This is a genomic window from Pseudomonas sp. TWP3-2 (genome assembly GCF_049897765.1).
In the GTDB taxonomy this organism is placed as follows: Bacteria; Pseudomonadota; Gammaproteobacteria; order Pseudomonadales; family Pseudomonadaceae; genus Aquipseudomonas.
In genome coordinates this window covers 255242-278521 of sequence record NZ_JAFCWW010000008.1, presented here as the reverse complement: position 1 = coordinate 278521, position 23280 = coordinate 255242, and the positions used below count along the sequence as shown (strand labels likewise).

The window sequence follows — 23280 nt, the reverse complement described above, 5'->3', positions numbered from 1 at the left end:
TCTTGACGACCATAGAGCATTGGAACCACCTGATCCCATCCCGAACTCAGCAGTGAAACGATGCATCGCCGATGGTAGTGTGGGGTTTCCCCATGTGAGAGTAGGTCATCGTCAAGATTAAATTCCAAAACCCCAATTGCGAAAGCAGTTGGGGTTTTGTTTTGGCCGCGAAAAAGCTCTCTGCTTGATTTCTATGCAACGGTCCAGTGCTTGGCTATTATTCCGGCCTAATTTTGAGGCGAGATCTGCATGTTGACGTTGTTGAATCTTCTCAAAGATGGTCGATTTCATTCTGGCGAGACTTTAGGTGCTGCCTTGGGCATCAGTCGAAGTGCGGTTTGGAAGCAGCTCCAGCACATGGAGGCTGAGCTCGGACTGTCAATTCATAAGGTTCGTGGTCGGGGCTATCAGTTGGCTTCGCCCCTGGCGCTACTTGATTCTGTTCAAATGGGCAGGGGGGCGCCAGATTGGCCTATTACTGTCCTCGACTCGGTCGACTCGACCAACGCTGAAGCTCTGCGGGCAGTTGATCGGGGGCAGCCTGCGCCTTTTCTTGTTTTGGCTGAGCGTCAGGTCTCCGGCCGCGGGAGGCGAGGGCGAAAATGGGTCAGTCCTTTCGCCGAAAACATCTATTACAGTCTTGTCTTGCGGATTGACGGGGGCATGCGGCAGCTCGAGGGTCTCAGTCTTGTCGTAGGCCTGGCTGTCATGCAGGCGCTCCGTGAGCAAGGCGTCCAAGGCTTGGGATTGAAATGGCCTAATGATGTACTGGTCGGGCCCAAGAAAATTGCGGGTATCTTGTTAGAGTTGGTGGGCGATCCGGCAGACGTGTGTCACGTGGTGCTAGGCGTGGGTATCAACGTGAACATGCAGTCTACTGAAGAGGTCGATCAGCAGTGGACGTCGTTGTTGCTAGAGTCGGGCAGGCGGAGCGATCGAAACGATATTGTGGCTGAGCTCAGTCGACAGTTGCGGGTCTATCTGGCGCGTCATCAGGCCAGCGGCTTTTCTACTCTGCGCGATGAGTGGGAAAGTGCTCACCTGTGGCAAGGGCAGCCGGTTTCCCTGATTGCCGGCGTTACCCGTATAGATGGTGTGGTACAAGGCATAGATAACCAGGGCGCGCTGCGCCTGGAGGTCGATGGCGTGGAAAAAGTTTTTAGTGGTGGTGAGCTCAGCTTGAGGTTGCGAGATGATTCCTGAGCTTAAGCTTGGGTAATTATCTCTCCGTGTCGATTCCCGGTCGGAATCCGGAGTTGGTTCCATATGTTGTTCCGCAAGCTGAGCTATCCCCTGGCTTGGTATTCGTTGATCTGGCGATGGCGTGCACTTTGTTCTGAGGTTGTTATGCGTTGGTTGTTTTTGCTGTTGCTCGTTCTCAATGTCTTCTATTACGTCTGGCACCAGCAGGAGGCTCCATTGCGTGCGAAGGATGTAACGCCGCTGAGTCTTTATCGAGGCTCTCAGCAGGATATCCGGCTGCTGAGTGAGACTGACGGATCTCGGGAGAAAGAAAAGACAATCTCGGCAAAAGGGCAGTGCTTTTACCTTGGAGGATTTGCTCGTCCGGAATCCGCGCAGGCGCTTGAGGTGCGTTTGGCCGAAATGGGGGTCAAGGTTCAAGTGGGGCAAAAAGATCTGCCGGAACCCGGTTTCTGGCTGAGCGTTGCGCCTGAAAGCCAGCGATTGCTCGGTGATGCACAGCTGAAAAACCTTTCCAACGAATTCAATGAGTTAAAACATAAAATAATGCAGTGCGAGGGGGTTGCACCTGCTGAATAGTTTGCATAGAATGGCGCCCGCTCCACAGCGAAGACCCTAAAGGGTTGATGCTGCAGGGTGATGTCAATGCAGCTAACCTCAGGTTTTTAAATGAGAAAATGCTTGACAAAGGTTTGGCATGATATAGAATGCCGGCCTGATTAGGAGGGGTTCCCGAGCGGCCAAAGGGATCAGACTGTAAATCTGACGTCTACGACTTCGAAGGTTCGAATCCTTCTCCCTCCACCAGATTTTAGCGTGAGCTGCAAGCTCTGCGGGTATAGTTTAGTGGTAGAACCTCAGCCTTCCAAGCTGATGATGCGGGTTCGATTCCCGCTACCCGCTCCAAGTTTGCAGGTTGTGCAAAGTTTTACGCTCTTGTAGCTCAGTTGGTAGAGCACACCCTTGGTAAGGGTGAGGTCAGCGGTTCAAATCCGCTCAAGAGCTCCATATAACAAGGCAGATATGAAAATATCTGCCTTTGTTTTAATGGCTTTTGTTGTTTGCTTAATTCTTCTGTTAGGGGTGTTATCGATGGCTAAGGAAAAGTTTGATCGTTCCCTACCGCACGTCAACGTTGGGACCATTGGTCACGTTGACCACGGTAAAACCACTCTGACTGCTGCTCTGACTCGCGTTTGCTCCGAGGTTTTCGGTTCGGCAATCGTTGATTTCGACAAGATCGACAGCGCCCCGGAAGAGAAAGCTCGCGGCATCACCATTAATACTGCGCACGTTGAATATAACTCGTTGATCCGTCACTACGCTCACGTTGACTGCCCGGGTCACGCTGACTATGTGAAGAACATGATCACCGGTGCTGCCCAGATGGACGGCGCAATCCTGGTTTGCTCGGCCGCTGATGGTCCGATGCCACAAACCCGTGAGCACATCCTGCTGTCCCGCCAGGTTGGCGTTCCGTACATCGTGGTCTTCCTGAACAAGGCTGACCTGGTAGACGACGCTGAGCTGCTGGAACTGGTTGAGATGGAAGTTCGCGACCTGCTGTCCACCTATGACTTCCCGGGCGACGACACTCCGATCATCATCGGTTCGGCTCGTATGGCTCTGGAAGGCAAAGACGACAACGAAATGGGCACCACTGCCGTTCGTAAACTGGTTGAGACTCTGGACAGCTACATTCCAGATCCGGTTCGTGTTATCGACAAGCCGTTCCTGATGCCAATCGAAGACGTATTCTCGATCTCCGGTCGCGGTACTGTTGTAACTGGTCGTATCGAGCGCGGTATCGTCAAGGTTCAGGATCCACTGGAAATCGTTGGTCTGCGTGACACTACTGTCACCACCTGCACCGGTGTTGAAATGTTCCGTAAGCTGCTCGACGAAGGTCGTGCTGGCGAGAACTGCGGTGTACTGTTGCGCGGCACCAAGCGTGACGACGTAGAGCGTGGCCAGGTTCTGGTTAAGCCGGGTTCGGTCAAGCCGCACACCAAGTTCGAAGCTGAAGTGTACGTGTTGAGCAAAGAAGAAGGCGGTCGTCACACTCCGTTCTTCAAAGGCTACCGTCCACAGTTCTATTTCCGGACCACTGACGTGACCGGTAACTGCGAACTGCCGGAAGGCGTTGAAATGGTAATGCCAGGCGACAACATCAAAATGGTTGTCACCCTGATCAAGACCATCGCAATGGAAGACGGTCTGCGTTTCGCTATCCGTGAAGGCGGTCGTACCGTCGGCGCCGGCGTAGTGGCAAAGATCATCGAGTAATTGGTTGTAATGTATTTTTCGGGCCGGCATAATGGTCGGCCTGATTTTGTTTTAGGTCAGTAGCTCAATTGGCAGAGCGACGGTCTCCAAAACCGTAGGTTGGGGGTTCGATTCCCTCCTGACCTGCCAGATTCACTCGGTGTGTCTGGCTTTCTTTTCACAGGATCTTCATAGATGACTCCTAAAGCTGAAGCTCAAGGCTCTCGCTTCGATCTGCTCAAGTGGCTTGTAGTAGTCGCTTTGGTGATTGTTGGTGTGGTTGGCAATCAGTATTATGCCGCTTCGCCGATCCTGTATCGTGTACTCGCATTGCTTGCCATTGCTGCTGTTGCTGCCTTTGTAGGCTTGCAGACGGCGAAGGGCAAGTCTTTCTTTGTACTCGCTAAGGAAGCTCGCACCGAGATTCGTAAAGTCGTATGGCCAACTCGCCAAGAAACCACGCAGACCACTCTCATTGTGGTGGCTGTTGTTCTGGTTATGGCGTTGCTGTTGTGGGGTCTTGATTCCCTGCTCGGCTGGCTTGTCTCCTTGATTGTTGGCTAAGGGTGTCCCGTGGCTAAGCGTTGGTACGTTGTGCATGCTTACTCGGGTTACGAGAAGCATGTCATGCGCTCTTTGGTTGAGCGTGTAAAGCTGGCTGGCATGGAAGACGGCTTTGGCGAAATTCTGGTTCCCACTGAAGAAGTGGTTGAAATGCGTAATGGCCAGAAACGCAAAAGCGAACGCAAGTTCTTCCCAGGCTATGTGCTGGTTCAGATGGACATGAATGAGGGTACTTGGCACTTGGTCAAGGATACTCCTCGGGTTATGGGTTTTATCGGCGGTACCGCCGACAAGCCTGCGCCAATCACTGATAAAGAAGCGGAAGCGATTCTGCGTCGTGTTGCTGATGGTAGCGACAAGCCGAAGCCGAAGACGTTGTTCGAGCCAGGTGAGACTGTTCGTGTCAATGACGGTCCGTTTGCTGATTTCAACGGCGTTGTCGAAGAAGTTAACTACGAAAAGAGCCGGATCCAAGTGGCGGTGCTCATTTTCGGTCGCTCTACTCCGGTAGAGTTGGAGTTCAGTCAGGTCGAAAAGGTCTAACTGACAAAGCATCCCAACCCCGCAGCCCTAGGCTGTGGGGTTTTGTCGTCACTGGGATAAACGCGCAAGTAACCGGGGAGCCTTTCGAGGCGATCGAACCCGTAATTGGAGTGCCTCATGGCCAAGAAGATTACCGCTTACATCAAGCTGCAAGTGAAGGCCGCTCAGGCTAACCCAAGCCCACCTGTTGGTCCTGCACTGGGTCAACACGGCGTGAACATCATGGAATTCTGCAAGGCTTTCAACGCCCGTACTCAGGGTATTGAGCCAGGTCTGCCGACTCCAGTGATCATCACTGTCTACAGCGACCGTAGCTTCACTTTCGAAACCAAATCCACCCCTGCTTCGGTTCTGCTGAAGAAGGCGGCTGGTCTGACTAGCGGTTCCGCTCGTCCGAACACCGTTAAGGTTGGCACTGTTACCCGTGCTCAGCTGGAAGAAATCGCGAAAGCCAAAAACGCGGATCTGACTGCAGCTGATATGGATGCAGCCGTGCGTACTATCGCCGGTTCTGCTCGTAGCATGGGCCTTAACGTGGAGGGTGTGTAATGGCTAAGCTGACCAAGCGTCAAAAGGCTATCGCCGGCAAAATCGAAGCAGGCAAGTCCTACAACTTTGTAGACGCTGCCGCTCTGTTGGCCGAGCTGTCGACTGTCAAGTTCAGCGAGTCGTTCGACGTAGCTGTAAACCTGGGCGTAGACCCGCGTAAATCTGACCAGGTTGTTCGTAGCGCTACTGTGCTGCCGCACGGCACTGGCAAGACCGTTCGCGTTGCTGTGTTCACCCAGGGTCCAGCTGCTGAAGCCGCTCTGGCTGCCGGCGCTGACCGTGTTGGTATGGACGACCTGGCTGCCGAAATGAAAGGCGGCGACCTGAACTATGACGTAGTTATCGCATCCCCGGATGCCATGCGCGTTGTAGGTCAGTTGGGCCAGATCCTCGGTCCACGTGGTCTGATGCCTAACCCGAAAGTCGGCACCGTGACTCCAGACGTAGCTACCGCGGTTAAAAACGCCAAGGCTGGTCAGGTTCGTTATCGCACCGACAAAAACGGCATCATCCACACTTCCGTTGGCAAGGTCGGTTTCGACGCTGTTCAACTGAAGGAAAACGTTGAAGCCCTGATCGCTGATTTGAAGCGTATCAAGCCAGCTTCCTCGAAAGGCATTTACGTCAAGCGCGTTACCCTGAGCACCACTATGGGCCCGGGTCTGGTCATCGACCAAGGTTCGCTGGACGCGTAAGACAAAATTGGCGCGAGTGATCGCGCCAATTGAAAGATTGGGGTCCCTGCCTGGCGGGGGCTGTCCAAGACCGTAGGCGACGCAAGTCTTAAACCACAAGCCTACGCAGATGGTGCTCCCGGTTCCTTACCGAATCAGACACCAAAACGACATTCGGTTTCGATCGAATGAAACGGTAACAAGCAGGAGTTAACCCGTGGCAATTTATCTCGAAGACAAGAAGGCCATCGTCGCTGAAGTCAACGAGGCTGCCAAAGTCGCTCTGTCCGCTGTTGTGGCTGATGCCCGTGGCGTAACAGTAGGCGCAATGACCGGACTCCGTAAAGAGGCTCGTGAAGCTGGCGTTTACGTACGTGTTGTACGTAACACCCTGCTCAAGCGCGCCGTTGCAGACACTGAATACAGTGTTCTCAACGACGTGTTCACTGGCCCGACCTTGATTGCATTCTCCAACGAACATCCTGGCGCTGCTGCCCGTTTGTTCAAAGAGTTCGCCAAAGGTCAGGATAAGTTCGAGATCAAGGCAGCTGCGTTCGAGGGCAAGTTCCTCGCAGCTAATCAGATCGACGTGCTGGCAAGCCTGCCGACCCGTGACGAAGCAATTTCCCAGCTGATGAGCGTGATTCAAGGCGCTACCAGCAAATTGGCTCGTACTCTGGCGGCACTTCGCGACCAGAAAGAAGCAGCTGCAGCCTAAGGCTGAGCGTTTCCTCTTTCGCGTATTTTTGTTTATTTCGATGGCCTGCAGGCTGTCCCCCAATTCAGGAAATAAGTCATGTCTCTGACTAACGAACAAATCATCGACGCAATCGGCGAAAAATCGGTTCTGGAAATCGTTGAACTGATCAAGGCAATGGAAGAGAAGTTCGGCGTATCCGCTGCCGCTGCTTCTGCTGGTCCAGCTGCTGCTGCCGCTGTTGTTGAAGAGCAAACCGAGTTCAACGTTGTTCTGCTGGAAGCTGGCGAGAAGAAAGTAAACGTGATCAAGGCAGTTCGTGAACTGACCGGTCTGGGCCTGAAAGAAGCCAAAGAGAAAGTAGACTCCGCTCCTTCGGTTGTAGCTGAAGGCGTTTCGAAAGACGCTGCTGAAGACGCCAAGAAGAAGCTGGAAGAAGCAGGCGCTAAAGTCGAGCTGAAATAAGTATCGACTTTGCTCCTCCAGCCCGAGCGTCAAGCGAAAGGCTGATGGCTGGTGGCTCTTGCCACCGGCCTTTTTCCGTTATTGGCAGCCGACTGGGTCGGTGCTGATAACGAGCTGTAACCACCCGATGCGGTGGAGCAAACCATGGGGTTTGCACGATTTTCTGGCTGCTCCCGTCGGGAGGGGCCAAACAAGCAGGTGACCAAGCTGGGGAACGCTGATGGCTTACTCATATACTGAGAAAAAACGTATCCGCAAGGACTTTAGCAAGTTGCCGGACGTCATGGATGTGCCTTACCTCCTGGCCATCCAGCTGGATTCGTATCGTGAATTCTTGCAAGCGGGAGCGACTAAAGATCAGTTCCGCGACGTGGGCCTGCATGCGGCCTTCAAATCCGTTTTCCCGATCATCAGCTACTCCGGCAATGCTGCGCTGGAGTACGTCGGTTATCGCCTGGGCGAACCGGCATTTGATGTCAAAGAATGCGTATTGCGCGGTGTGACTTACGCCGTACCTTTGCGGGTAAAAGTGCGCCTGATCATTTTCGACAAAGAATCGTCGAACAAAGCGATCAAGGACATCAAAGAGCAAGAAGTCTACATGGGTGAAATTCCCCTGATGACTGAGAACGGTACCTTCGTAATCAACGGTACCGAGCGTGTAATCGTTTCCCAGCTGCACCGTTCCCCGGGCGTGTTCTTCGACCACGACCGCGGCAAGACGCATAGCTCCGGCAAACTGCTGTACTCCGCGCGCATCATTCCTTACCGCGGTTCGTGGTTGGACTTCGAGTTCGACCCGAAAGACTGCGTATTCGTGCGTATCGACCGTCGTCGCAAGCTGCCGGCATCGGTACTGCTGCGCGCGCTCGGCTATACCACTGAAGAAGTGCTGGACGCGTTCTACACCACCAACGTATTCAGCCTGAGTGGCGAGACCCTCAAGCTGGAACTGATCGCTTCGCGTCTGCGCGGCGAGATTGCCGTCCTGGATATCCAGGATGAAAACGGCAAGGTGATTGTTGAAGCTGGCCGCCGTATTACTGCGCGCCACATCAACCAGATCGAGAAGGCCGGTATCAAATCGCTGGAAGTGCCTCTGGACTACGTTCTGGGCCGCACAACCGCCAAGGTTATCGTTCACCCGGCCACTGGCGAAATCCTGGCTGAGTGCAACACCGAGCTGAACACCGAGATCCTGGCGAAAATCGCCAAGGCTCAGGTTGTTCGCATCGAGACCCTGTATACCAACGACATCGACTGCGGTCCGTTCGTCTCCGACACTCTGAAGATCGACTCCACCAGCAACCAATTGGAAGCGCTGGTCGAGATCTATCGCATGATGCGTCCAGGCGAGCCGCCAACCAAAGACGCTGCCGAGACCCTGTTCAACAACCTGTTCTTCAGCCCTGAGCGCTATGACCTGTCTGCGGTCGGCCGGATGAAGTTCAACCGTCGTATCGGTCGTACCGAGATCGAAGGTTCGGGCGTGCTGTGCAAGGAAGACATCGTCGCGGTACTGAAGACTCTGGTCGACATCCGTAACGGTAAAGGCATCGTCGATGACATCGACCACCTGGGTAACCGTCGTGTTCGCTGCGTAGGCGAAATGGCCGAGAACCAGTTCCGCGTTGGCCTGGTACGTGTTGAGCGTGCGGTCAAAGAGCGTCTGTCGATGGCAGAAAGCGAAGGCCTGATGCCGCAAGACCTGATCAACGCCAAGCCAGTGGCTGCGGCGGTGAAAGAGTTCTTCGGTTCCAGCCAGCTCTCGCAGTTCATGGACCAGAACAACCCGCTGTCCGAGATCACCCACAAGCGTCGTGTCTCTGCACTCGGCCCTGGCGGTCTGACTCGTGAGCGCGCAGGCTTCGAAGTCCGTGACGTACACCCGACTCACTACGGTCGTGTTTGCCCGATTGAAACGCCGGAAGGTCCGAACATCGGTCTGATCAACTCCCTGGCGGCCTATGCGCGCACCAACCAGTATGGTTTCCTCGAGAGCCCGTACCGTGTGGTGAAAGACGCTCTGGTCACCGACGAGATCGTATTCCTGTCCGCCATCGAAGAAGCTGATCACGTGATCGCTCAGGCTTCGGCCACGATGAACGACAAGAAAGTCCTGATCGACGAACTGGTAGCTGTTCGTCACTTGAACGAGTTCACCGTCAAGGCGCCGGAAGACGTCACCTTGATGGACGTTTCGCCGAAGCAGGTAGTTTCGGTTGCCGCGTCGCTGATCCCGTTCCTGGAGCACGATGACGCCAACCGTGCGTTGATGGGTTCCAACATGCAGCGTCAAGCTGTACCAACCCTGCGCGCTGACAAGCCGCTGGTAGGTACCGGCATGGAGCGTAACGTAGCTCGTGACTCCGGCGTTTGCGTCGTTGCTCGTCGTGGCGGCGTGATTGACTCTGTTGACGCCAGCCGTATCGTGGTTCGTGTTGCTGATGACGAAGTTGAAACCGGTGAAGCTGGTGTCGACATCTACAACCTGACCAAATACACCCGTTCGAACCAGAACACCTGCATCAACCAGCGTCCGCTGGTGAGCAAGGGTGATCGCGTTCAGCGTAACGACATCATGGCCGACGGTCCGTCCACCGATATGGGTGAGCTGGCACTGGGTCAGAACATGCGCATCGCGTTCATGGCGTGGAACGGCTTCAACTTCGAAGACTCCATCTGCCTGTCCGAGCGTGTGGTTCAGGAAGACCGCTTCACCACGATCCACATTCAGGAACTGACCTGTGTGGCGCGTGACACCAAGCTTGGGCCTGAAGAGATCACTGCAGACATCCCGAACGTCGGTGAAGCTGCACTGAACAAACTGGACGAAGCCGGTATCGTTTATGTAGGTGCTGAAGTTGGCGCGGGCGACATCCTGGTTGGTAAGGTCACTCCGAAAGGCGAGACCCAACTGACTCCGGAAGAGAAGCTGTTGCGTGCAATCTTCGGTGAAAAAGCCAGCGACGTTAAAGACACTTCCCTGCGCGTACCGACCGGTACCAAAGGTACTGTCATCGACGTACAGGTCTTCACCCGTGACGGCGTTGAGCGTGATGCTCGTGCACTGTCGATCGAGAAGACTCAGCTCGACGAGATCCGCAAGGATCTGAACGAAGAGTTCCGTATCGTTGAAGGCGCGACTTTCGAACGTTTGCGTTCCGCTCTGGTAGGCCACAAGGCTGAAGGCGGCGCTGGTCTGAAGAAAGGTCAGGACATCACCGACGAAGTACTCGACGGTCTTGAGCATGGTCAGTGGTTCAAACTGCGCATGGCTGAAGATGCTCTGAACGAGCAGCTCGAGAAGGCTCAGGCCTACATCGTTGATCGTCGCCGTCTGCTGGACGACAAGTTCGAAGACAAGAAGCGCAAACTGCAGCAGGGCGATGACCTGGCTCCAGGCGTGCTGAAAATCGTCAAGGTTTACCTGGCAATCCGTCGTCGCATCCAGCCGGGCGACAAGATGGCCGGTCGTCACGGTAACAAGGGTGTGGTCTCCGTGATCATGCCGGTTGAAGACATGCCGCACGATGCCAATGGCACCCCGGTCGACGTCGTCCTCAACCCGTTGGGCGTACCTTCGCGTATGAACGTTGGTCAGATCCTTGAAACCCACCTTGGCCTCGCGGCTAAAGGTCTGGGCGAGAAGATCAACCGGATGATCGAAGAGCAGCGTAAAGTCGCTGAACTGCGTACTTTCCTGGACGAGATCTACAACCAGATCGGCGGTCGTAACGAAGACCTGGACAGCTTCTCTGATCAGGAAATCCTCGATCTGGCGAAGAACCTGCGTGGCGGTGTTCCAATGGCCACCCCAGTGTTCGACGGCGCCAAGGAAAGCGAAATCAAGGCCATGCTGAAACTGGCAGACCTGCCAGAAAGCGGCCAGATGCAGCTGACCGACGGCCGTACCGGCAACAAGTTCGAGCGCCCGGTTACTGTTGGCTACATGTACATGCTGAAGCTGAACCACTTGGTAGACGACAAGATGCACGCTCGTTCTACCGGTTCGTACAGCCTGGTTACCCAGCAGCCGCTGGGTGGTAAGGCACAGTTCGGTGGTCAGCGTTTCGGGGAGATGGAGGTCTGGGCACTGGAAGCATACGGTGCCGCTTACACTCTGCAAGAAATGCTCACAGTGAAGTCGGACGATGTGAACGGCCGTACCAAGATGTACAAAAACATCGTGGATGGCGATCACCGTATGGAGCCGGGCATGCCCGAGTCTTTCAACGTGTTGATCAAGGAAATTCGTTCCCTCGGCATCGATATCGATCTGGAAACCGAATAACACGTGACGCGAATCGAGAGCGGGGCAGGATTGCCCGCTCTCTGCTCCGCCAGGAGGAAAGGCCTTGAAAGACCTACTGAATTTGCTGAAAAACCAGGGTCAAGTCGAAGAGTTCGACGCCATCCGTATTGGATTGGCATCGCCTGAGATGATCCGCTCTTGGTCGTTCGGCGAAGTTAAAAAGCCGGAAACGATCAACTACCGTACGTTCAAACCTGAGCGTGACGGCCTGTTCTGCGCCAAGATCTTTGGCCCGGTAAAGGATTACGAGTGCCTGTGCGGTAAGTACAAGCGCTTGAAGCACCGTGGTGTGATCTGCGAGAAGTGCGGCGTTGAAGTCGCGCTGGCAAAAGTTCGTCGTGAGCGCATGGCGCACATCGAACTGGCCTCGCCAGTTGCCCACATCTGGTTCCTGAAATCGCTGCCGTCGCGTATCGGCTTGCTGATGGACATGACCCTGCGTGATATCGAACGCGTTCTCTACTTCGAGAGCTATGTCGTTATCGACCCAGGCATGACCACCCTTGAAAAAGGTCAGCTGCTGAACGACGAGCAGTACTTCGAAGCGCTGGAAGAGTTCGGTGATGATTTCGACGCCCGCATGGGTGCTGAAGCTGTCCGCGAATTGCTGCACGCTATCGACCTGGAGCACGAGATTGGCCGTCTGCGCGAAGAAATTCCGCAAACCAACTCCGAAACCAAAATCAAGAAGCTGTCAAAGCGTCTGAAGTTGATGGAAGCCTTCCAGGGTTCCGGCAACCTTCCAGAGTGGATGGTGCTGACCGTTCTGCCGGTTCTGCCGCCAGATCTGCGTCCACTGGTCCCGCTGGATGGCGGTCGCTTCGCGACTTCCGACCTCAACGATCTGTATCGTCGAGTGATCAACCGTAACAACCGCTTGAAGCGTCTGCTTGATCTGTCCGCTCCGGACATCATCGTGCGCAACGAAAAGCGTATGTTGCAGGAAGCTGTCGATGCACTGCTCGACAACGGTCGTCGTGGCCGCGCTATCACCGGTTCGAACAAGCGTCCTCTGAAATCTTTGGCTGACATGATCAAGGGTAAGCAGGGTCGTTTCCGTCAGAACTTGCTCGGTAAGCGTGTTGACTACTCCGGTCGTTCGGTAATTACCGTAGGCCCGACTCTGCGTCTGCATCAGTGCGGTCTGCCGAAGAAGATGGCTCTCGAGCTGTTCAAACCGTTCATTTTCGGCAAGCTGGAAATGCGTGGTCTCGCGACTACCATCAAAGCCGCCAAGAAAATGGTCGAGCGCGAACTGCCAGAGGTTTGGGACGTTCTCGCTGAAGTGATCCGTGAACACCCGGTTCTCCTCAACCGTGCACCGACCCTTCACCGTCTGGGTATCCAGGCGTTTGAACCGGTACTGATCGAAGGTAAGGCTATTCAGCTGCACCCGCTGGTCTGCGCCGCGTACAACGCCGACTTCGACGGCGACCAAATGGCCGTGCACGTACCGCTGACGCTGGAAGCCCAGCTCGAAGCGCGTGCGTTGATGATGTCGACCAACAACATCCTGTCGCCAGCCAACGGTGAGCCAATCATCGTTCCGTCGCAGGACGTTGTATTGGGTCTGTACTACATGACTCGTGAAGCGATCAACGCCAAAGGCGAAGGTCGTGTGTTCGCGGATCTGCAGGAAGTTGACCGTGTGTTCCGTGCCGGCGAAGCCGCACTGCACGCCAAGGTCAAAGTGCGGATCAACGAAACCGTCAACGACCGTGATGGTGGCAGCGTGAGCGGCACTCGTATCGTCGACACCACTGTCGGCCGTGCGTTGCTGTATCAAGTTGTGCCAAAAGGTCTGTCGTACGACGTCGTCAACTTGCCGATGAAGAAAAAGGCGATCTCCAAGCTGATCAACCAGTGCTACCGCGTGGTTGGTTTGAAAGAGACCGTGATCTTCGCTGACCAGTTGATGTACACCGGTTTTGCTTATTCGACCATTTCCGGCGTTTCCATCGGTGTTAACGACTTCGTTATCCCGGATGAGAAAGCCCGCATCATCGGTGCTGCCACCGACGAAGTGAAAGAGATCGAGAGCCAGTACGCCTCCGGCCTGGTAACCCAGGGCGAGAAGTACAACAAAGTGATCGACCTTTGGTCGAAAGCGAACGACGAAGTTTCCAAGGCGATGATGGCCAACCTCTCGAAAGAGAAAGTCATCGACCGTCACGGCGTCGAAGTCGACCAAGAGTCGTTCAACTCGATGTACATGATGGCTGACTCGGGTGCGCGGGGTTCCGCAGCACAGATTCGTCAGCTGGCCGGTATGCGTGGTCTGATGGCCAAGCCGGACGGTTCCATCATCGAAACGCCGATTACTGCGAACTTCCGTGAAGGTTTGAGCGTACTTCAGTACTTCATCTCGACTCACGGTGCTCGTAAAGGTCTGGCGGATACCGCGTTGAAAACTGCGAACTCCGGTTACCTGACTCGTCGTCTGGTAGACGTGGCGCAGGATCTGGTCGTGACCGAGATCGATTGCGGTACCGAACACGGTCTGCTGATGACTCCGCACATTGAAGGCGGTGACGTTGTAGAGCCGTTGGGTGAGCGCGTACTGGGTCGAGTAATCGCCCGTGACGTATTCAAGCCAGGTACCGAGGACATCATCGTTCCTGCCGGCACTCTGGTAGACGAGAAGTGGGTCGAGTTCATCGAACTCAACAGCATCGACGAAGTGATTGTTCGCTCGCCGATCAGCTGCGAAACCCGCTACGGCATTTGCGCCAAGTGCTACGGCCGTGACTTGGCTCGTGGTCACCAGGTGAACATCGGTGAAGCGGTCGGCGTTATCGCTGCCCAGTCCATCGGTGAGCCGGGTACCCAGCTGACCATGCGTACGTTCCACATCGGTGGTGCGGCAAGCCGGACCTCCGCAGCCGACAGCGTTCAGGTGAAGAATGGCGGTACCGTCCGTCTGCACAACCTGAAACACGTTGAGCGAGTGGATGGCCATCTGGTTGCTGTGTCCCGTTCCGGTGAGCTGGCAATCGCTGATGACTACGGTCGTGAGCGCGAGCGTTACAAGCTGCCGTACGGTGCTGTGATTTCGGTTAAAGAAGGTGACAAGGTCGACGCTGGCGCAATCGTGGCCAAGTGGGATCCGCACACTCACCCAATCGTTACCGAAATGAAAGGTACCGTGACCTACGTGGGCATGGAAGAAGGCATCACGATCAAGCGTCAGACTGACGAATTGACCGGTATGACCAACATTGAAGTACTCGACGCCAAAGATCGTCCAGCTGCCGGTAAAGACATCCGTCCTGCCGTGAAGATGGTCGACGACAACGGCAAGGATCTGTTGCTGCCGGGCACTGACGTTATCGCTCAGTACTTCCTGCCAGCCAACGCCCTGGTCGGTGTAGCGGATGGTGCGAAGATCGCGATCGGTGATGTTATCGCTCGTATCCCGCAAGAGACCTCGAAAACTCGAGACATCACCGGTGGTCTGCCGCGTGTTGCCGACTTGTTCGAAGCTCGTCGTCCGAAAGAAGCGTCGATTCTGGCTGAAGTCAGCGGCACCATCGCGTTCGGTAAAGAGACCAAAGGCAAGCGCCGTCTGGTCATTACCCCGAACGACGGTAGCGATCCGTATGAAGAGCTGATTCCGAAGTGGCGTCACCTGAACGTGTTCGAAGGCGAACAGGTAAACCGCGGCGAAGTTATCTCCGACGGCCCGAGCGATCCACACGACATCCTGCGTCTGCTGGGTGTGAGTGCGCTGGCCAAGTACATCGTTAACGAGATCCAGGACGTTTACCGTCTGCAGGGCGTGAAGATCAACGATAAGCACATCGAGACCATCCTGCGTCAGATGCTGCGTAAAGTTGAAATCGCTGAATCCGGCGATTCCACTTTCATCAAGGGCGACCAGATGGAATTGACTCACGTACTGGTAGAGAACGAGCGTCTGGCGGGCGACGAGAAATTCGTTTCCAAGTTCACTCGTGTACTGCTGGGTATCACCAAGGCGTCGTTGTCCACCGAATCGTTCATCTCGGCGGCTTCCTTCCAGGAAACCACTCGAGTACTGACCGAAGCGGCAGTCACCGGCAAGCGCGACTACTTGCGCGGCCTGAAAGAAAACGTGGTCGTGGGTCGTCTGATCCCGGCTGGTACCGGTTTGGCATATCACAGCGAGCGCAAGCGTCGCCGTGAAGCAGACAAGCCGTTGCGCGTAAGCGCCAGTGAAGTGGAAGCTGCACTGACCGAAGCGCTGAACTCGAGCGGTAACTGAGTTCTGCGATAAATGAGCGTAAGGCCCTGATCGCACCGTTCATCGAATCGAGACAATTTGTCGAGGTTCGATGAGTGGTGAGGTCGGGGCCTTGCCTTGACTGGGGCCAAGATCCTCTTTAGACTCTTGTACCCCTAAATTTGGCGGGAATTCGTTCCTGCCATTTTGCTTTTCTTGCAAGACAATAGCGTCGCAAGACAACAGTGGAGCTAGTAGATGGCAACTATCAACCAGCTGGTACGTCAGCCGCGTAAGCGTATCGTCGAGAAATCCGACGTGCCTGCGCTGCAGAACTGCCCGCAACGTCGTGGCGTGTGCACCCGTGTGTACACCACCACGCCGAAAAAACCTAACTCGGCACTGCGTAAAGTATGCCGTGTGCGTCTGACCAACGGTTTCGAGGTTTCCTCGTACATCGGCGGTGAAGGCCACAACCTGCAAGAGCACAGCGTGGTACTGATCCGCGGCGGTCGTGTAAAAGACTTGCCAGGTGTTCGTTACCACACCGTTCGCGGCTCCCTGGATACTTCCGGCGTCAAAGGTCGTAACCAAGGTCGTTCGAAGTACGGTACCAAGCGTCCGAAGTAATCGGTCGTTTTGCAGATTTCTATTTTATTGAGTCGATAAGAGTAAGGTCGGGCACGCATCCTCTGGATCTGTCCCGAGCTAACCTGAAGACCGCTTGAGGGCTTATCATGCCAAGACGTCGCGTAGCAGCAAAGCGTGAGATTCTGGACGATCCGAAATACGGAAGCCAGATCCTCGCCAAATTCATGAACCACGTTATGGAAAGCGGCAAGAAAGCCGTTGCCGAGCGTATCGTTTATGGTGCCCTGGAAACCGTTGCGGCCCGTAAGGTCGGCTCCGATCCCCTGGAACTCTTCGAGAAAGCACTCGACGCCATCGCTCCGCTGGTCGAAGTGAAGTCGCGCCGCGTTGGTGGTGCTACTTACCAGGTTCCGGTCGAAGTTCGTCCGTCCCGTCGTAACGCTCTGGCAATGCGCTGGTTGGTAGACTTCGCACGTAAGCGTGGCGAGAAGTCTATGGCTCTGCGCTTGGCTGGCGAGCTGCTGGATGCTGCTGAAGGTAAAGGTGCTGCTGTTAAGAAGCGTGAAGACGTGCACCGTATGGCAGAAGCCAACAAAGCTTTCTCGCACTACCGCTTCTAATTTTAGCTTCACTAATTTTGCGAGGGCTTTATGGCTCGTACTACTCCGATTAGTCGCTACCGTAACATCGGTATCGTCGCTCACGTGGATGCTGGTAAAACCACCACCACCGAGCGCGTCCTTTTTTACACCGGCAAAAGTCACAAAATGGGCGAGGTGCATGACGGCGCCGCGACCACAGACTGGATGGTTCAGGAGCAGGAGCGTGGTATTACCATTACTTCTGCTGCCATTACCGCCTTCTGGAAAGGTTCTGCCAAGCAGTACAAAGACGAGCATCGCTTCAACGTAATCGATACCCCGGGCCACGTAGACTTCACTATTGAAGTTGAACGTTCCCTGCGCGTACTCGACGGCGCGGTCGTTGTGTTCTGCGGTACTTCGGGTGTTGAGCCTCAGTCGGAAACCGTATGGCGTCAAGCCAACAAATACGGCGTTCCACGTCTTGTTTACGTAAACAAGATGGACCGTGCTGGTGCGAACTTCCTGCGCGTGATCGAACAGATCAAAAAGCGTCTGGGTCACACGCCAGTGCCAATCCAGTTGGCTATCGGTGCAGAAGACAACTTCCAGGGTCAGATCGATCTGATCAACATGGAAGCTGTGTACTGGAACGATTCCGACAAGGGTATGGTTCCTGTTCGTAAGCCTGTTCCTGAAGATATGCAGGAATTGGCTGCCGAATGGCGCGACAACATGGTTCAGGCTGCTGCCGAAGCCAATGAAGACCTGATGAACAAGTACCTTGAAGGTGAAGAACTCACCATCGAGGAAATCAAGGCCGCTCTGCGTCAGCGTACTATCGCTGGCGAAATCGTCTTGGCTGTTTGCGGTTCTTCCTTCAAGAACAAGGGTGTTCCCCTGGTTCTCGACGCCGTTATCGACTACCTGCCTGCGCCAACCGACATTCCTGCTATCAAGGGTACTGACCCTGATAACGAGGAAATCGAGCTGGAGCGTCATGCAGACGATGCGGAGCCGTTCTCGGCTCTGGCGTTCAAGATCGCTACCGACCCATTCGTGGGTACTTTGACCTTCGTCCGTGTTTACTCGGGCGTGTTGAACTCCGGCGACGGCGTGATCAACTCGGTTAAAGGCAAGAAAGAGCGCGTGGGTCGTATGGTGCAAATGCACGCAAACGCCCGTGAAGAGATCAAGGAAGTACGCGCTGGCGACATCGCGGCCCTGATCGGCATGAAGGACGTCACCACTGGTGAAACCTTGTGCAACGCTGACAAGCCAATCATCCTCGTTCGTATGGACTTCCCGGAGCCGGTTATTTCGGTTGCCGTAGAGCCTAAGACCAAGGATGACCAGGAAAAAATGGGTATCGCTCTGGGCAAGCTTGCTCAGGAAGATCCATCTTTCCGCGTTAAAACTGATGAAGAGACTGGTCAAACGATCATCTCCGGCATGGGCGAGCTGCACCTGGACATCCTGGTTGACCGGATGCGCCGTGAGTTCAACGTCGAAGCCAACATCGGCAAGCCTCAGGTTTCCTATCGTGAGCGCATCACGAAGAACTGCGAAATCGAAGGCAAGTTCGTTCGTCAGTCCGGCGGTCGTGGCCAGTTCGGTCACTGCTGGATCCGTTTTGCTCCTGCTGACGAAGGTCAGGAAGGTCTGCAATTCGTGAACGAAGTAGTAGGTGGTGTGGTTCCTAAGGAATACATCCCGGCTATCCAGAAGGGTATCGAAGAGCAGATGAAGAACGGCGTAGTTGCCGGCTATCCGCTGATCGGCCTGAAGGCTACCGTGTTCGATGGTTCTTACCACGACGTCGACTCCAACGAGATGGCGTTTAAAGTGGCTGCTTCCATGGCGACCAAGCAACTGGCCCAGAAGGGTGGTGGTGAGTTGCTCGAGCCGATCATGGCGGTAGAGGTTGTTACGCCTGAAGACTATATGGGTGATGTGATGGGCGACCTTAACCGTCGTCGCGGCATGATCCAGGGTATGGAAGACACGGTCTCCGGCAAAGTAATCCGCGCGGAAGTTCCGCTGGGTGAAATGTTCGGTTACGCGACCGACGTTCGTTCCATGTCTCAGGGTCGCGCAAGCTACTCTATGGAATTCAAAAAATACGATACAGCCCCGTCGCACATCGTCGAGTCTGTTACCAAAAAACAAGGCTGATTCAGCCCCTTTAGGCTAGGAGTTAATTGTCGTGGCTAAAGAAAAATTTGATCGTTCCCTACCGCACGTCAACGTTGGCACCATCGGTCACGTTGACCACGGTAAAACCACTCTGACTGCTGCTCTGACTCGCGTTTGCTCCGAAGTTTTCGGTTCGGCAATCGTTGACTTCGACAAGATCGACAGCGCACCAGAAGAGAAAGCTCGTGGTATCACCATCAACACCGCGCACGTTGAATACAACTCGCTGATCCGTCACTACGCTCACGTTGACTGCCCAGGTCACGCTGACTATGTGAAGAACATGATCACCGGTGCTGCCCAGATGGACGGCGCAATCCTGGTTTGCTCGGCCGCTGATGGTCCGATGCCACAAACCCGTGAGCACATCCTGCTGTCCCGCCAGGTTGGCGTTCCGTACATCGTGGTCTTCCTGAACAAGGCTGACCTGGTAGACGACGCTGAGCTGCTGGAACTGGTTGAGATGGAAGTTCGCGACCTGCTGTCCACCTATGACTTCCCAGGCGACGACACTCCGATCATCATCGGTTCGGCTCGTATGGCTCTGGAAGGCAAAGACGACAACGAAATGGGCACCACTGCCGTTCGTAAACTGGTTGAGACTCTGGACAGCTACATTCCAGATCCAGTTCGTGTTATCGACAAGCCGTTCCTGATGCCAATCGAAGACGTATTCTCGATCTCCGGTCGCGGTACTGTTGTAACTGGCCGTATCGAGCGCGGTATCGTCAAGGTTCAGGATCCACTGGAAATCGTTGGTCTGCGTGACACTACCGTCACCACCTGCACCGGTGTTGAAATGTTCCGTAAGCTGCTCGACGAAGGTCGTGCTGGCGAGAACTGCGGCGTGCTGCTGCGCGGCACCAAGCGTGACGACGTAGAGCGTGGCCAGGTTCTGGTCAAGCCAGGTTCGGTTAAGCCGCACACTACCTTCGAAGCTGAAGTGTACGTGTTGAGCAAAGAAGAAGGCGGTCGTCACACTCCGTTCTTCAAAGGCTACCGTCCACAGTTCTACTTCCGGACCACTGACGTGACCGGTAACTGCGAACTGCCGGAAGGCGTTGAAATGGTAATGCCAGGCGACAACATCAAAATGGTTGTCACCCTGATCAAGACCATCGCAATGGAAGACGGTCTGCGTTTCGCTATTCGTGAAGGCGGTCGTACCGTCGGCGCTGGCGTCGTAGCCAAAATCATCGCCTAACTCTTTTTGAGTTAGTAATGATGAGTTGAAGAAAGCCTCCGCTTAGCGGGGGCTTTTTTTATTGGGTTGACACCTATTCGGGGCGTCTATAGAATTGCGCCTCCTTTTAACGGGCGTATTGCGCTCGGTGGGAATAGCAGCCGGAGTCTGAAATCCAATGCAAAATCAGCAAATCCGTATCAGGTTGAAGGCCTTTGACCATCGCCTGATCGACCAATCCACCCAGGAAATCGTGGAAACCGCGAAACGTACTGGTGCTCAAGTGCGTGGTCCAATTCCACTGCCTACCCGTAAAGAGCGGTTCACCGTTCTGGTCTCCCCGCACGTCAACAAAGACGCGCGTGACCAGTACGAGATCCGTACTCATAAGCGCGTTCTGGACATCGTCCAGCCAACGGATAAAACCGTTGATGCGCTTATGAAGCTTGATCTTGCGGCCGGTGTGGAAGTGCAGATCAGCCTCGGCTAAGACTCGGTCTTAGTCGTGTAACGCTCTGAAATGGGCGGCCATAGCGGGTGAAAGCCCCGTACACTCATGAGGTTTACAACATGACTATTGGTGTAGTCGGTCGTAAATGCGGTATGACCCGTATTTTCACCGAAGAAGGTGTCTCCATTCCGGTTACGGTCATTGAGATCGAGCCGAATCGCGTCACCCAGTTCAAAACTGAAGAGACCGATGGCTATCGTGCAGTGCAAGTCACTGTCGGCGAGCGTCGTGCTTCCCGTGTAACAGCTGCTCAGGCTGGCCACTTCGCTAAGGCGAACGTTGCCGCTGGTCGTACCGTCATGGAGTTCCGCCTTGAAGAAGGCGAGTACCAGGCTGGCGATCTGATCAACGCTGAAATCTTCGCTGCTGGTCAACTGGTTGATGTAACTGGTCAGTCCAAAGGTAAAGGCTTCCAGGGTACGATCAAGCGTTGGAACTTCCGCGGGCAAGATAATACCCACGGTAACTCCGTGTCCCACCGCGTCCCGGGCTCTATCGGCCAGTGCCAGACTCCTGGTCGTGTATTCAAGGGCAAAAAAATGTCCGGTCATATGGGCGCTGAGCGCGTGACCGTGCAGTCCCTGGAAGTAGTGCGCGTGGACGCTGAACGCAATCTGTTGTTGGTCAAGGGTGCTGTTCCTGGCGCTACTGGCGGCAACCTGGTTGTACGTCCGGCAGCCAAGGCTCGCGGTTAAGGGGAAGCTGACATGCAATTAAATGTAAATGACGCTCAAGCGATCGAAGTTTCCGAACTGACGTTTGGCGGCGAGTTCAATGAGACGCTGGTTCACCAAGCAGTCGTGGCCTACATGGCCGGCGGCCGTCAGGGTAGCAAGCAGCAAAAGACCCGTTCCGACGTTCGTGGTGGCGGTAAGCGCCCTTGGCGTCAGAAAGGTACTGGCCGTGCTCGTGCCGGTACTATCCGTAGCCCAATCTGGCGCGGCGGCGGTACCACTTTCGCAGCTCGTCCACAGGATCACTCCCAGAAGCTGAACAAGAAGATGTATCGCGCAGCAATGCGTTCCATCCTTGCTGAGCTGGTGCGTACTGATCGTCTGGTCGTGGTTCAGGATTTCGCCGTTGAGTCGCCGAAAACCAAAGACCTGCTGGGCAAACTGAACAACATGAGTCTGACCGACGTTCTGATCGTGTCCGACGCTGTTGATCAGAACCTGTACCTGGCTGCTCGCAACCTGCCACACGTTGATGTACGTGACGTGCAAGGTTCCGATCCAGTTAGTCTGATCGCATACGACAAGGTGTTGATCACCGTGTCGGCCGTGAAGAAATTCGAGGAGCTGCTGGGATGAACCAGGAACGCGTATTTAAAGTTCTGCTTGGCCCGCACGTTTCCGAGAAGGCTACGGTTCTGGCTGACAAGAAAGGCCAGTTCGTTTTCAAGGTTGCAACTGACGCAACCAAGCTGGAAATCAAGAAGGCCGTCGAAAGCCTGTTCAGCGTGAAAGTTGAGCGTGTTACTACCCTGAACGTTCTGGGTAAAAGCAAGCGCACAGCTCGCGGTCTGGGCAAGCGTAATGACTGGAAGAAGGCAGTTATCTCCCTTCAGCCAGGCCAAGATCTCGATTTCAGCAGCAGTGCTGAGTAAGGAAGGGGTGCATCATGGCAATCGTTAAATGCAAACCGACTTCCCCTGGCCGCCGTTTTGTGGTCAAGGTGGTCAACCAGGAGCTGCATAAAGGCGCTCCTCACGCACCGCTGCTCGAGAAAAAATCGAAGACTGGTGGTCGTAACAACAATGGTCGCATTACCACTCGTCACATCGGTGGTGGCCACAAGCAGCATTATCGTATGGTCGATTTCCGTCGCAACGACAAAGATGGCATTCCAGCCACTGTTGAGCGCATTGAATACGATCCAAACCGTACTGCTCACATTGCTCTTATGTTGTACGCAGACGGCGAACGCCGTTACATCATCGCCCCTAAAGGCGTGAGCGCTGGCGACCAGCTGATTTCGGGTGCTTTGGCTCCGATCAAGCCGGGCAACCAGTTGCAACTGCGCAGCATTCCAGTTGGTAGCACCGTACACGGCATCGAATTGAAGCCAGGTAAAGGCGCACAGATCGCTCGTTCCGCTGGTGCTTCGGCTCAGCTGATCGCTCGTGAAGGTGTGTACGTGACCCTGCGTCTGCGTTCCGGTGAAATGCGTAAAGTACTGGCTGAATGCCGTGCGACCTTGGGCGAAGTCTCGAACTCCGAGCATAGCCTGCGTTCGCTGGGTAAAGCTGGTGCCAAACGCTGGCGTGGCGTTCGCCCAACCGTTCGTGGTGTTGCCATGAACCCGGTTGACCACCCACATGGTGGTGGTGAAGGTCGTACCTCTGGTGGTCGTCATCCGGTATCGCCATGGGGCTTCCCGACTAAGGGCGCGAAGACTCGTGGTAATAAGCGTACCGACAAAATGATCGTCCGTCGTCGCAAGTAAATAGAGGGATACGACAGTGCCACGTTCTCTGAAAAAAGGTCCTTTTATTGATCTTCACCTACTGAAGAAGATCGAAGTGGCGGCGGAAAAGAACGATCGCAAACCAATTAAGACTTGGTCGCGTCGTTCGATGATCCTGCCACAAATGGTCGGTCTGACCATCGCAGTACACAACGGTCGTCAACACGTCCCAGTTCTCGTTAACGAAGACATGGTCGGCCACAAACTGGGCGAGTTTGCCGGTACCCGCACTTATCGTGGGCACGTGGCAGACAAGAAAGCCAAGCGTTAAGGGGT

General features: G+C 54.8%; 21 protein-coding genes, 4 tRNA genes and 1 rRNA gene. All 26 read left to right on the top strand.

Annotated elements, in window-relative coordinates; genetic code table 11:
- The first annotated feature begins 1 nt into the window (after window position 1).
- A 5S ribosomal RNA gene (gene rrf, locus ACP7EE_RS15105) occupies window positions 2–117 on the top strand.
- Window positions 118–249: 132 nt separating this feature from the next.
- Complete coding sequence (birA, locus tag ACP7EE_RS15100) at window positions 250–1203, top strand: bifunctional biotin--[acetyl-CoA-carboxylase] ligase/biotin operon repressor BirA (RefSeq protein WP_426235043.1); 954 nt, start codon at window positions 250–252, stop codon at window positions 1201–1203.
- Between the two features lie 144 nt (window positions 1204–1347).
- Window positions 1348–1782, top strand: a complete 435-nt coding sequence (locus tag ACP7EE_RS15095) for a hypothetical protein (RefSeq protein ID WP_420648617.1) — start codon at window positions 1348–1350, stop codon at window positions 1780–1782.
- Between the two features lie 143 nt (window positions 1783–1925).
- Window positions 1926–2010: transfer RNA gene (locus ACP7EE_RS15090), tRNA-Tyr, on the top strand.
- Window positions 2011–2035: 25 nt separating this feature from the next.
- Window positions 2036–2109 (top strand) — tRNA-Gly (locus tag ACP7EE_RS15085).
- A gap of 26 nt (window positions 2110–2135) precedes the next feature.
- Window positions 2136–2211 (top strand) — tRNA-Thr (locus ACP7EE_RS15080).
- Between the two features lie 84 nt (window positions 2212–2295).
- Window positions 2296–3489 (top strand): elongation factor Tu, encoded by a 1194-nt coding sequence (gene tuf, locus ACP7EE_RS15075; RefSeq protein ID WP_420648616.1) that lies wholly within the window; start codon window positions 2296–2298, stop codon window positions 3487–3489.
- Window positions 3490–3542: 53 nt separating this feature from the next.
- Window positions 3543–3618, top strand: a tRNA-Trp gene (locus ACP7EE_RS15070).
- A gap of 45 nt (window positions 3619–3663) precedes the next feature.
- The gene (secE, locus tag ACP7EE_RS15065; RefSeq protein WP_420648615.1) at window positions 3664–4032 is read left to right on the top strand and encodes a preprotein translocase subunit SecE; all 369 of its coding nucleotides are present in this window, start codon (window positions 3664–3666) and stop codon (window positions 4030–4032) included.
- A gap of 9 nt (window positions 4033–4041) precedes the next feature.
- Complete coding sequence (gene nusG, locus ACP7EE_RS15060) at window positions 4042–4575, top strand: transcription termination/antitermination protein NusG (RefSeq protein WP_007916492.1); 534 nt, start codon at window positions 4042–4044, stop codon at window positions 4573–4575.
- Between the two features lie 117 nt (window positions 4576–4692).
- Window positions 4693–5124, top strand: coding sequence for a 50S ribosomal protein L11 (gene rplK, locus ACP7EE_RS15055; RefSeq protein WP_037017696.1), 432 nt, complete (start codon window positions 4693–4695; stop codon window positions 5122–5124).
- Window positions 5124–5819: a 50S ribosomal protein L1 gene (rplA, locus tag ACP7EE_RS15050; protein ID WP_420648614.1), complete on the top strand. Its 696-nt coding sequence runs from the start codon at window positions 5124–5126 to the stop codon at window positions 5817–5819. The genes rplK and rplA overlap by 1 nt, the downstream gene beginning before the upstream one ends.
- Window positions 5820–6015: 196 nt before the next feature.
- Complete coding sequence (gene rplJ, locus ACP7EE_RS15045) at window positions 6016–6516, top strand: 50S ribosomal protein L10 (RefSeq protein ID WP_420648613.1); 501 nt, start codon at window positions 6016–6018, stop codon at window positions 6514–6516.
- Window positions 6517–6594: 78 nt separating this feature from the next.
- Complete coding sequence (rplL, locus tag ACP7EE_RS15040) at window positions 6595–6960, top strand: 50S ribosomal protein L7/L12 (protein WP_426235042.1); 366 nt, start codon at window positions 6595–6597, stop codon at window positions 6958–6960.
- Between the two features lie 220 nt (window positions 6961–7180).
- Window positions 7181–11254, top strand: coding sequence for a DNA-directed RNA polymerase subunit beta (gene rpoB, locus ACP7EE_RS15035; protein ID WP_420648612.1), 4074 nt, complete (start codon window positions 7181–7183; stop codon window positions 11252–11254).
- Between the two features lie 64 nt (window positions 11255–11318).
- Entirely contained in the window at window positions 11319–15518 is a 4200-nt protein-coding gene (gene rpoC / locus ACP7EE_RS15030; protein ID WP_420648611.1) for a DNA-directed RNA polymerase subunit beta', read from the top strand.
- Between the two features lie 216 nt (window positions 15519–15734).
- Window positions 15735–16106 carry a 30S ribosomal protein S12 gene (rpsL, locus tag ACP7EE_RS15025; protein WP_003186084.1) on the top strand — a complete coding sequence of 124 codons (372 nt, stop codon included), beginning with the start codon at window positions 15735–15737 and terminating at the stop codon, window positions 16104–16106.
- A gap of 107 nt (window positions 16107–16213) precedes the next feature.
- On the top strand, window positions 16214–16687 hold the full coding sequence (gene rpsG / locus ACP7EE_RS15020) for a 30S ribosomal protein S7 (RefSeq protein WP_420648610.1): 474 nt from the start codon (window positions 16214–16216) through the stop codon (window positions 16685–16687).
- Window positions 16688–16717: 30 nt separating this feature from the next.
- The gene (gene fusA / locus ACP7EE_RS15015) at window positions 16718–18823 is read left to right on the top strand and encodes an elongation factor G (protein ID WP_420648609.1); all 2106 of its coding nucleotides are present in this window, start codon (window positions 16718–16720) and stop codon (window positions 18821–18823) included.
- 31 nt (window positions 18824–18854) lie between these two features.
- Window positions 18855–20048: an elongation factor Tu gene (gene tuf, locus ACP7EE_RS15010; RefSeq protein WP_420648608.1), complete on the top strand. Its 1194-nt coding sequence runs from the start codon at window positions 18855–18857 to the stop codon at window positions 20046–20048.
- A 157-nt stretch (window positions 20049–20205) separates the two neighbouring features.
- Window positions 20206–20517, top strand: a complete 312-nt coding sequence (gene rpsJ, locus ACP7EE_RS15005) for a 30S ribosomal protein S10 (protein ID WP_003186070.1) — start codon at window positions 20206–20208, stop codon at window positions 20515–20517.
- A gap of 80 nt (window positions 20518–20597) precedes the next feature.
- Window positions 20598–21233, top strand: a complete 636-nt coding sequence (rplC, locus tag ACP7EE_RS15000; RefSeq protein WP_003186059.1) for a 50S ribosomal protein L3 — start codon at window positions 20598–20600, stop codon at window positions 21231–21233.
- 12 nt (window positions 21234–21245) lie between these two features.
- Window positions 21246–21848, top strand: coding sequence for a 50S ribosomal protein L4 (gene rplD / locus ACP7EE_RS14995; RefSeq protein ID WP_150711089.1), 603 nt, complete (start codon window positions 21246–21248; stop codon window positions 21846–21848).
- Window positions 21845–22144: a 50S ribosomal protein L23 gene (gene rplW, locus ACP7EE_RS14990; RefSeq protein ID WP_002555488.1), complete on the top strand. Its 300-nt coding sequence runs from the start codon at window positions 21845–21847 to the stop codon at window positions 22142–22144. The genes rplD and rplW overlap by 4 nt, the downstream gene beginning before the upstream one ends.
- 14 nt (window positions 22145–22158) lie before the next feature.
- Window positions 22159–22983: a 50S ribosomal protein L2 gene (gene rplB, locus ACP7EE_RS14985; RefSeq protein ID WP_042561342.1), complete on the top strand. Its 825-nt coding sequence runs from the start codon at window positions 22159–22161 to the stop codon at window positions 22981–22983.
- 16 nt (window positions 22984–22999) lie between these two features.
- The gene (gene rpsS / locus ACP7EE_RS14980) at window positions 23000–23275 is read left to right on the top strand and encodes a 30S ribosomal protein S19 (protein WP_003228731.1); all 276 of its coding nucleotides are present in this window, start codon (window positions 23000–23002) and stop codon (window positions 23273–23275) included.
- Window positions 23276–23280 lie beyond the last annotated feature (5 nt).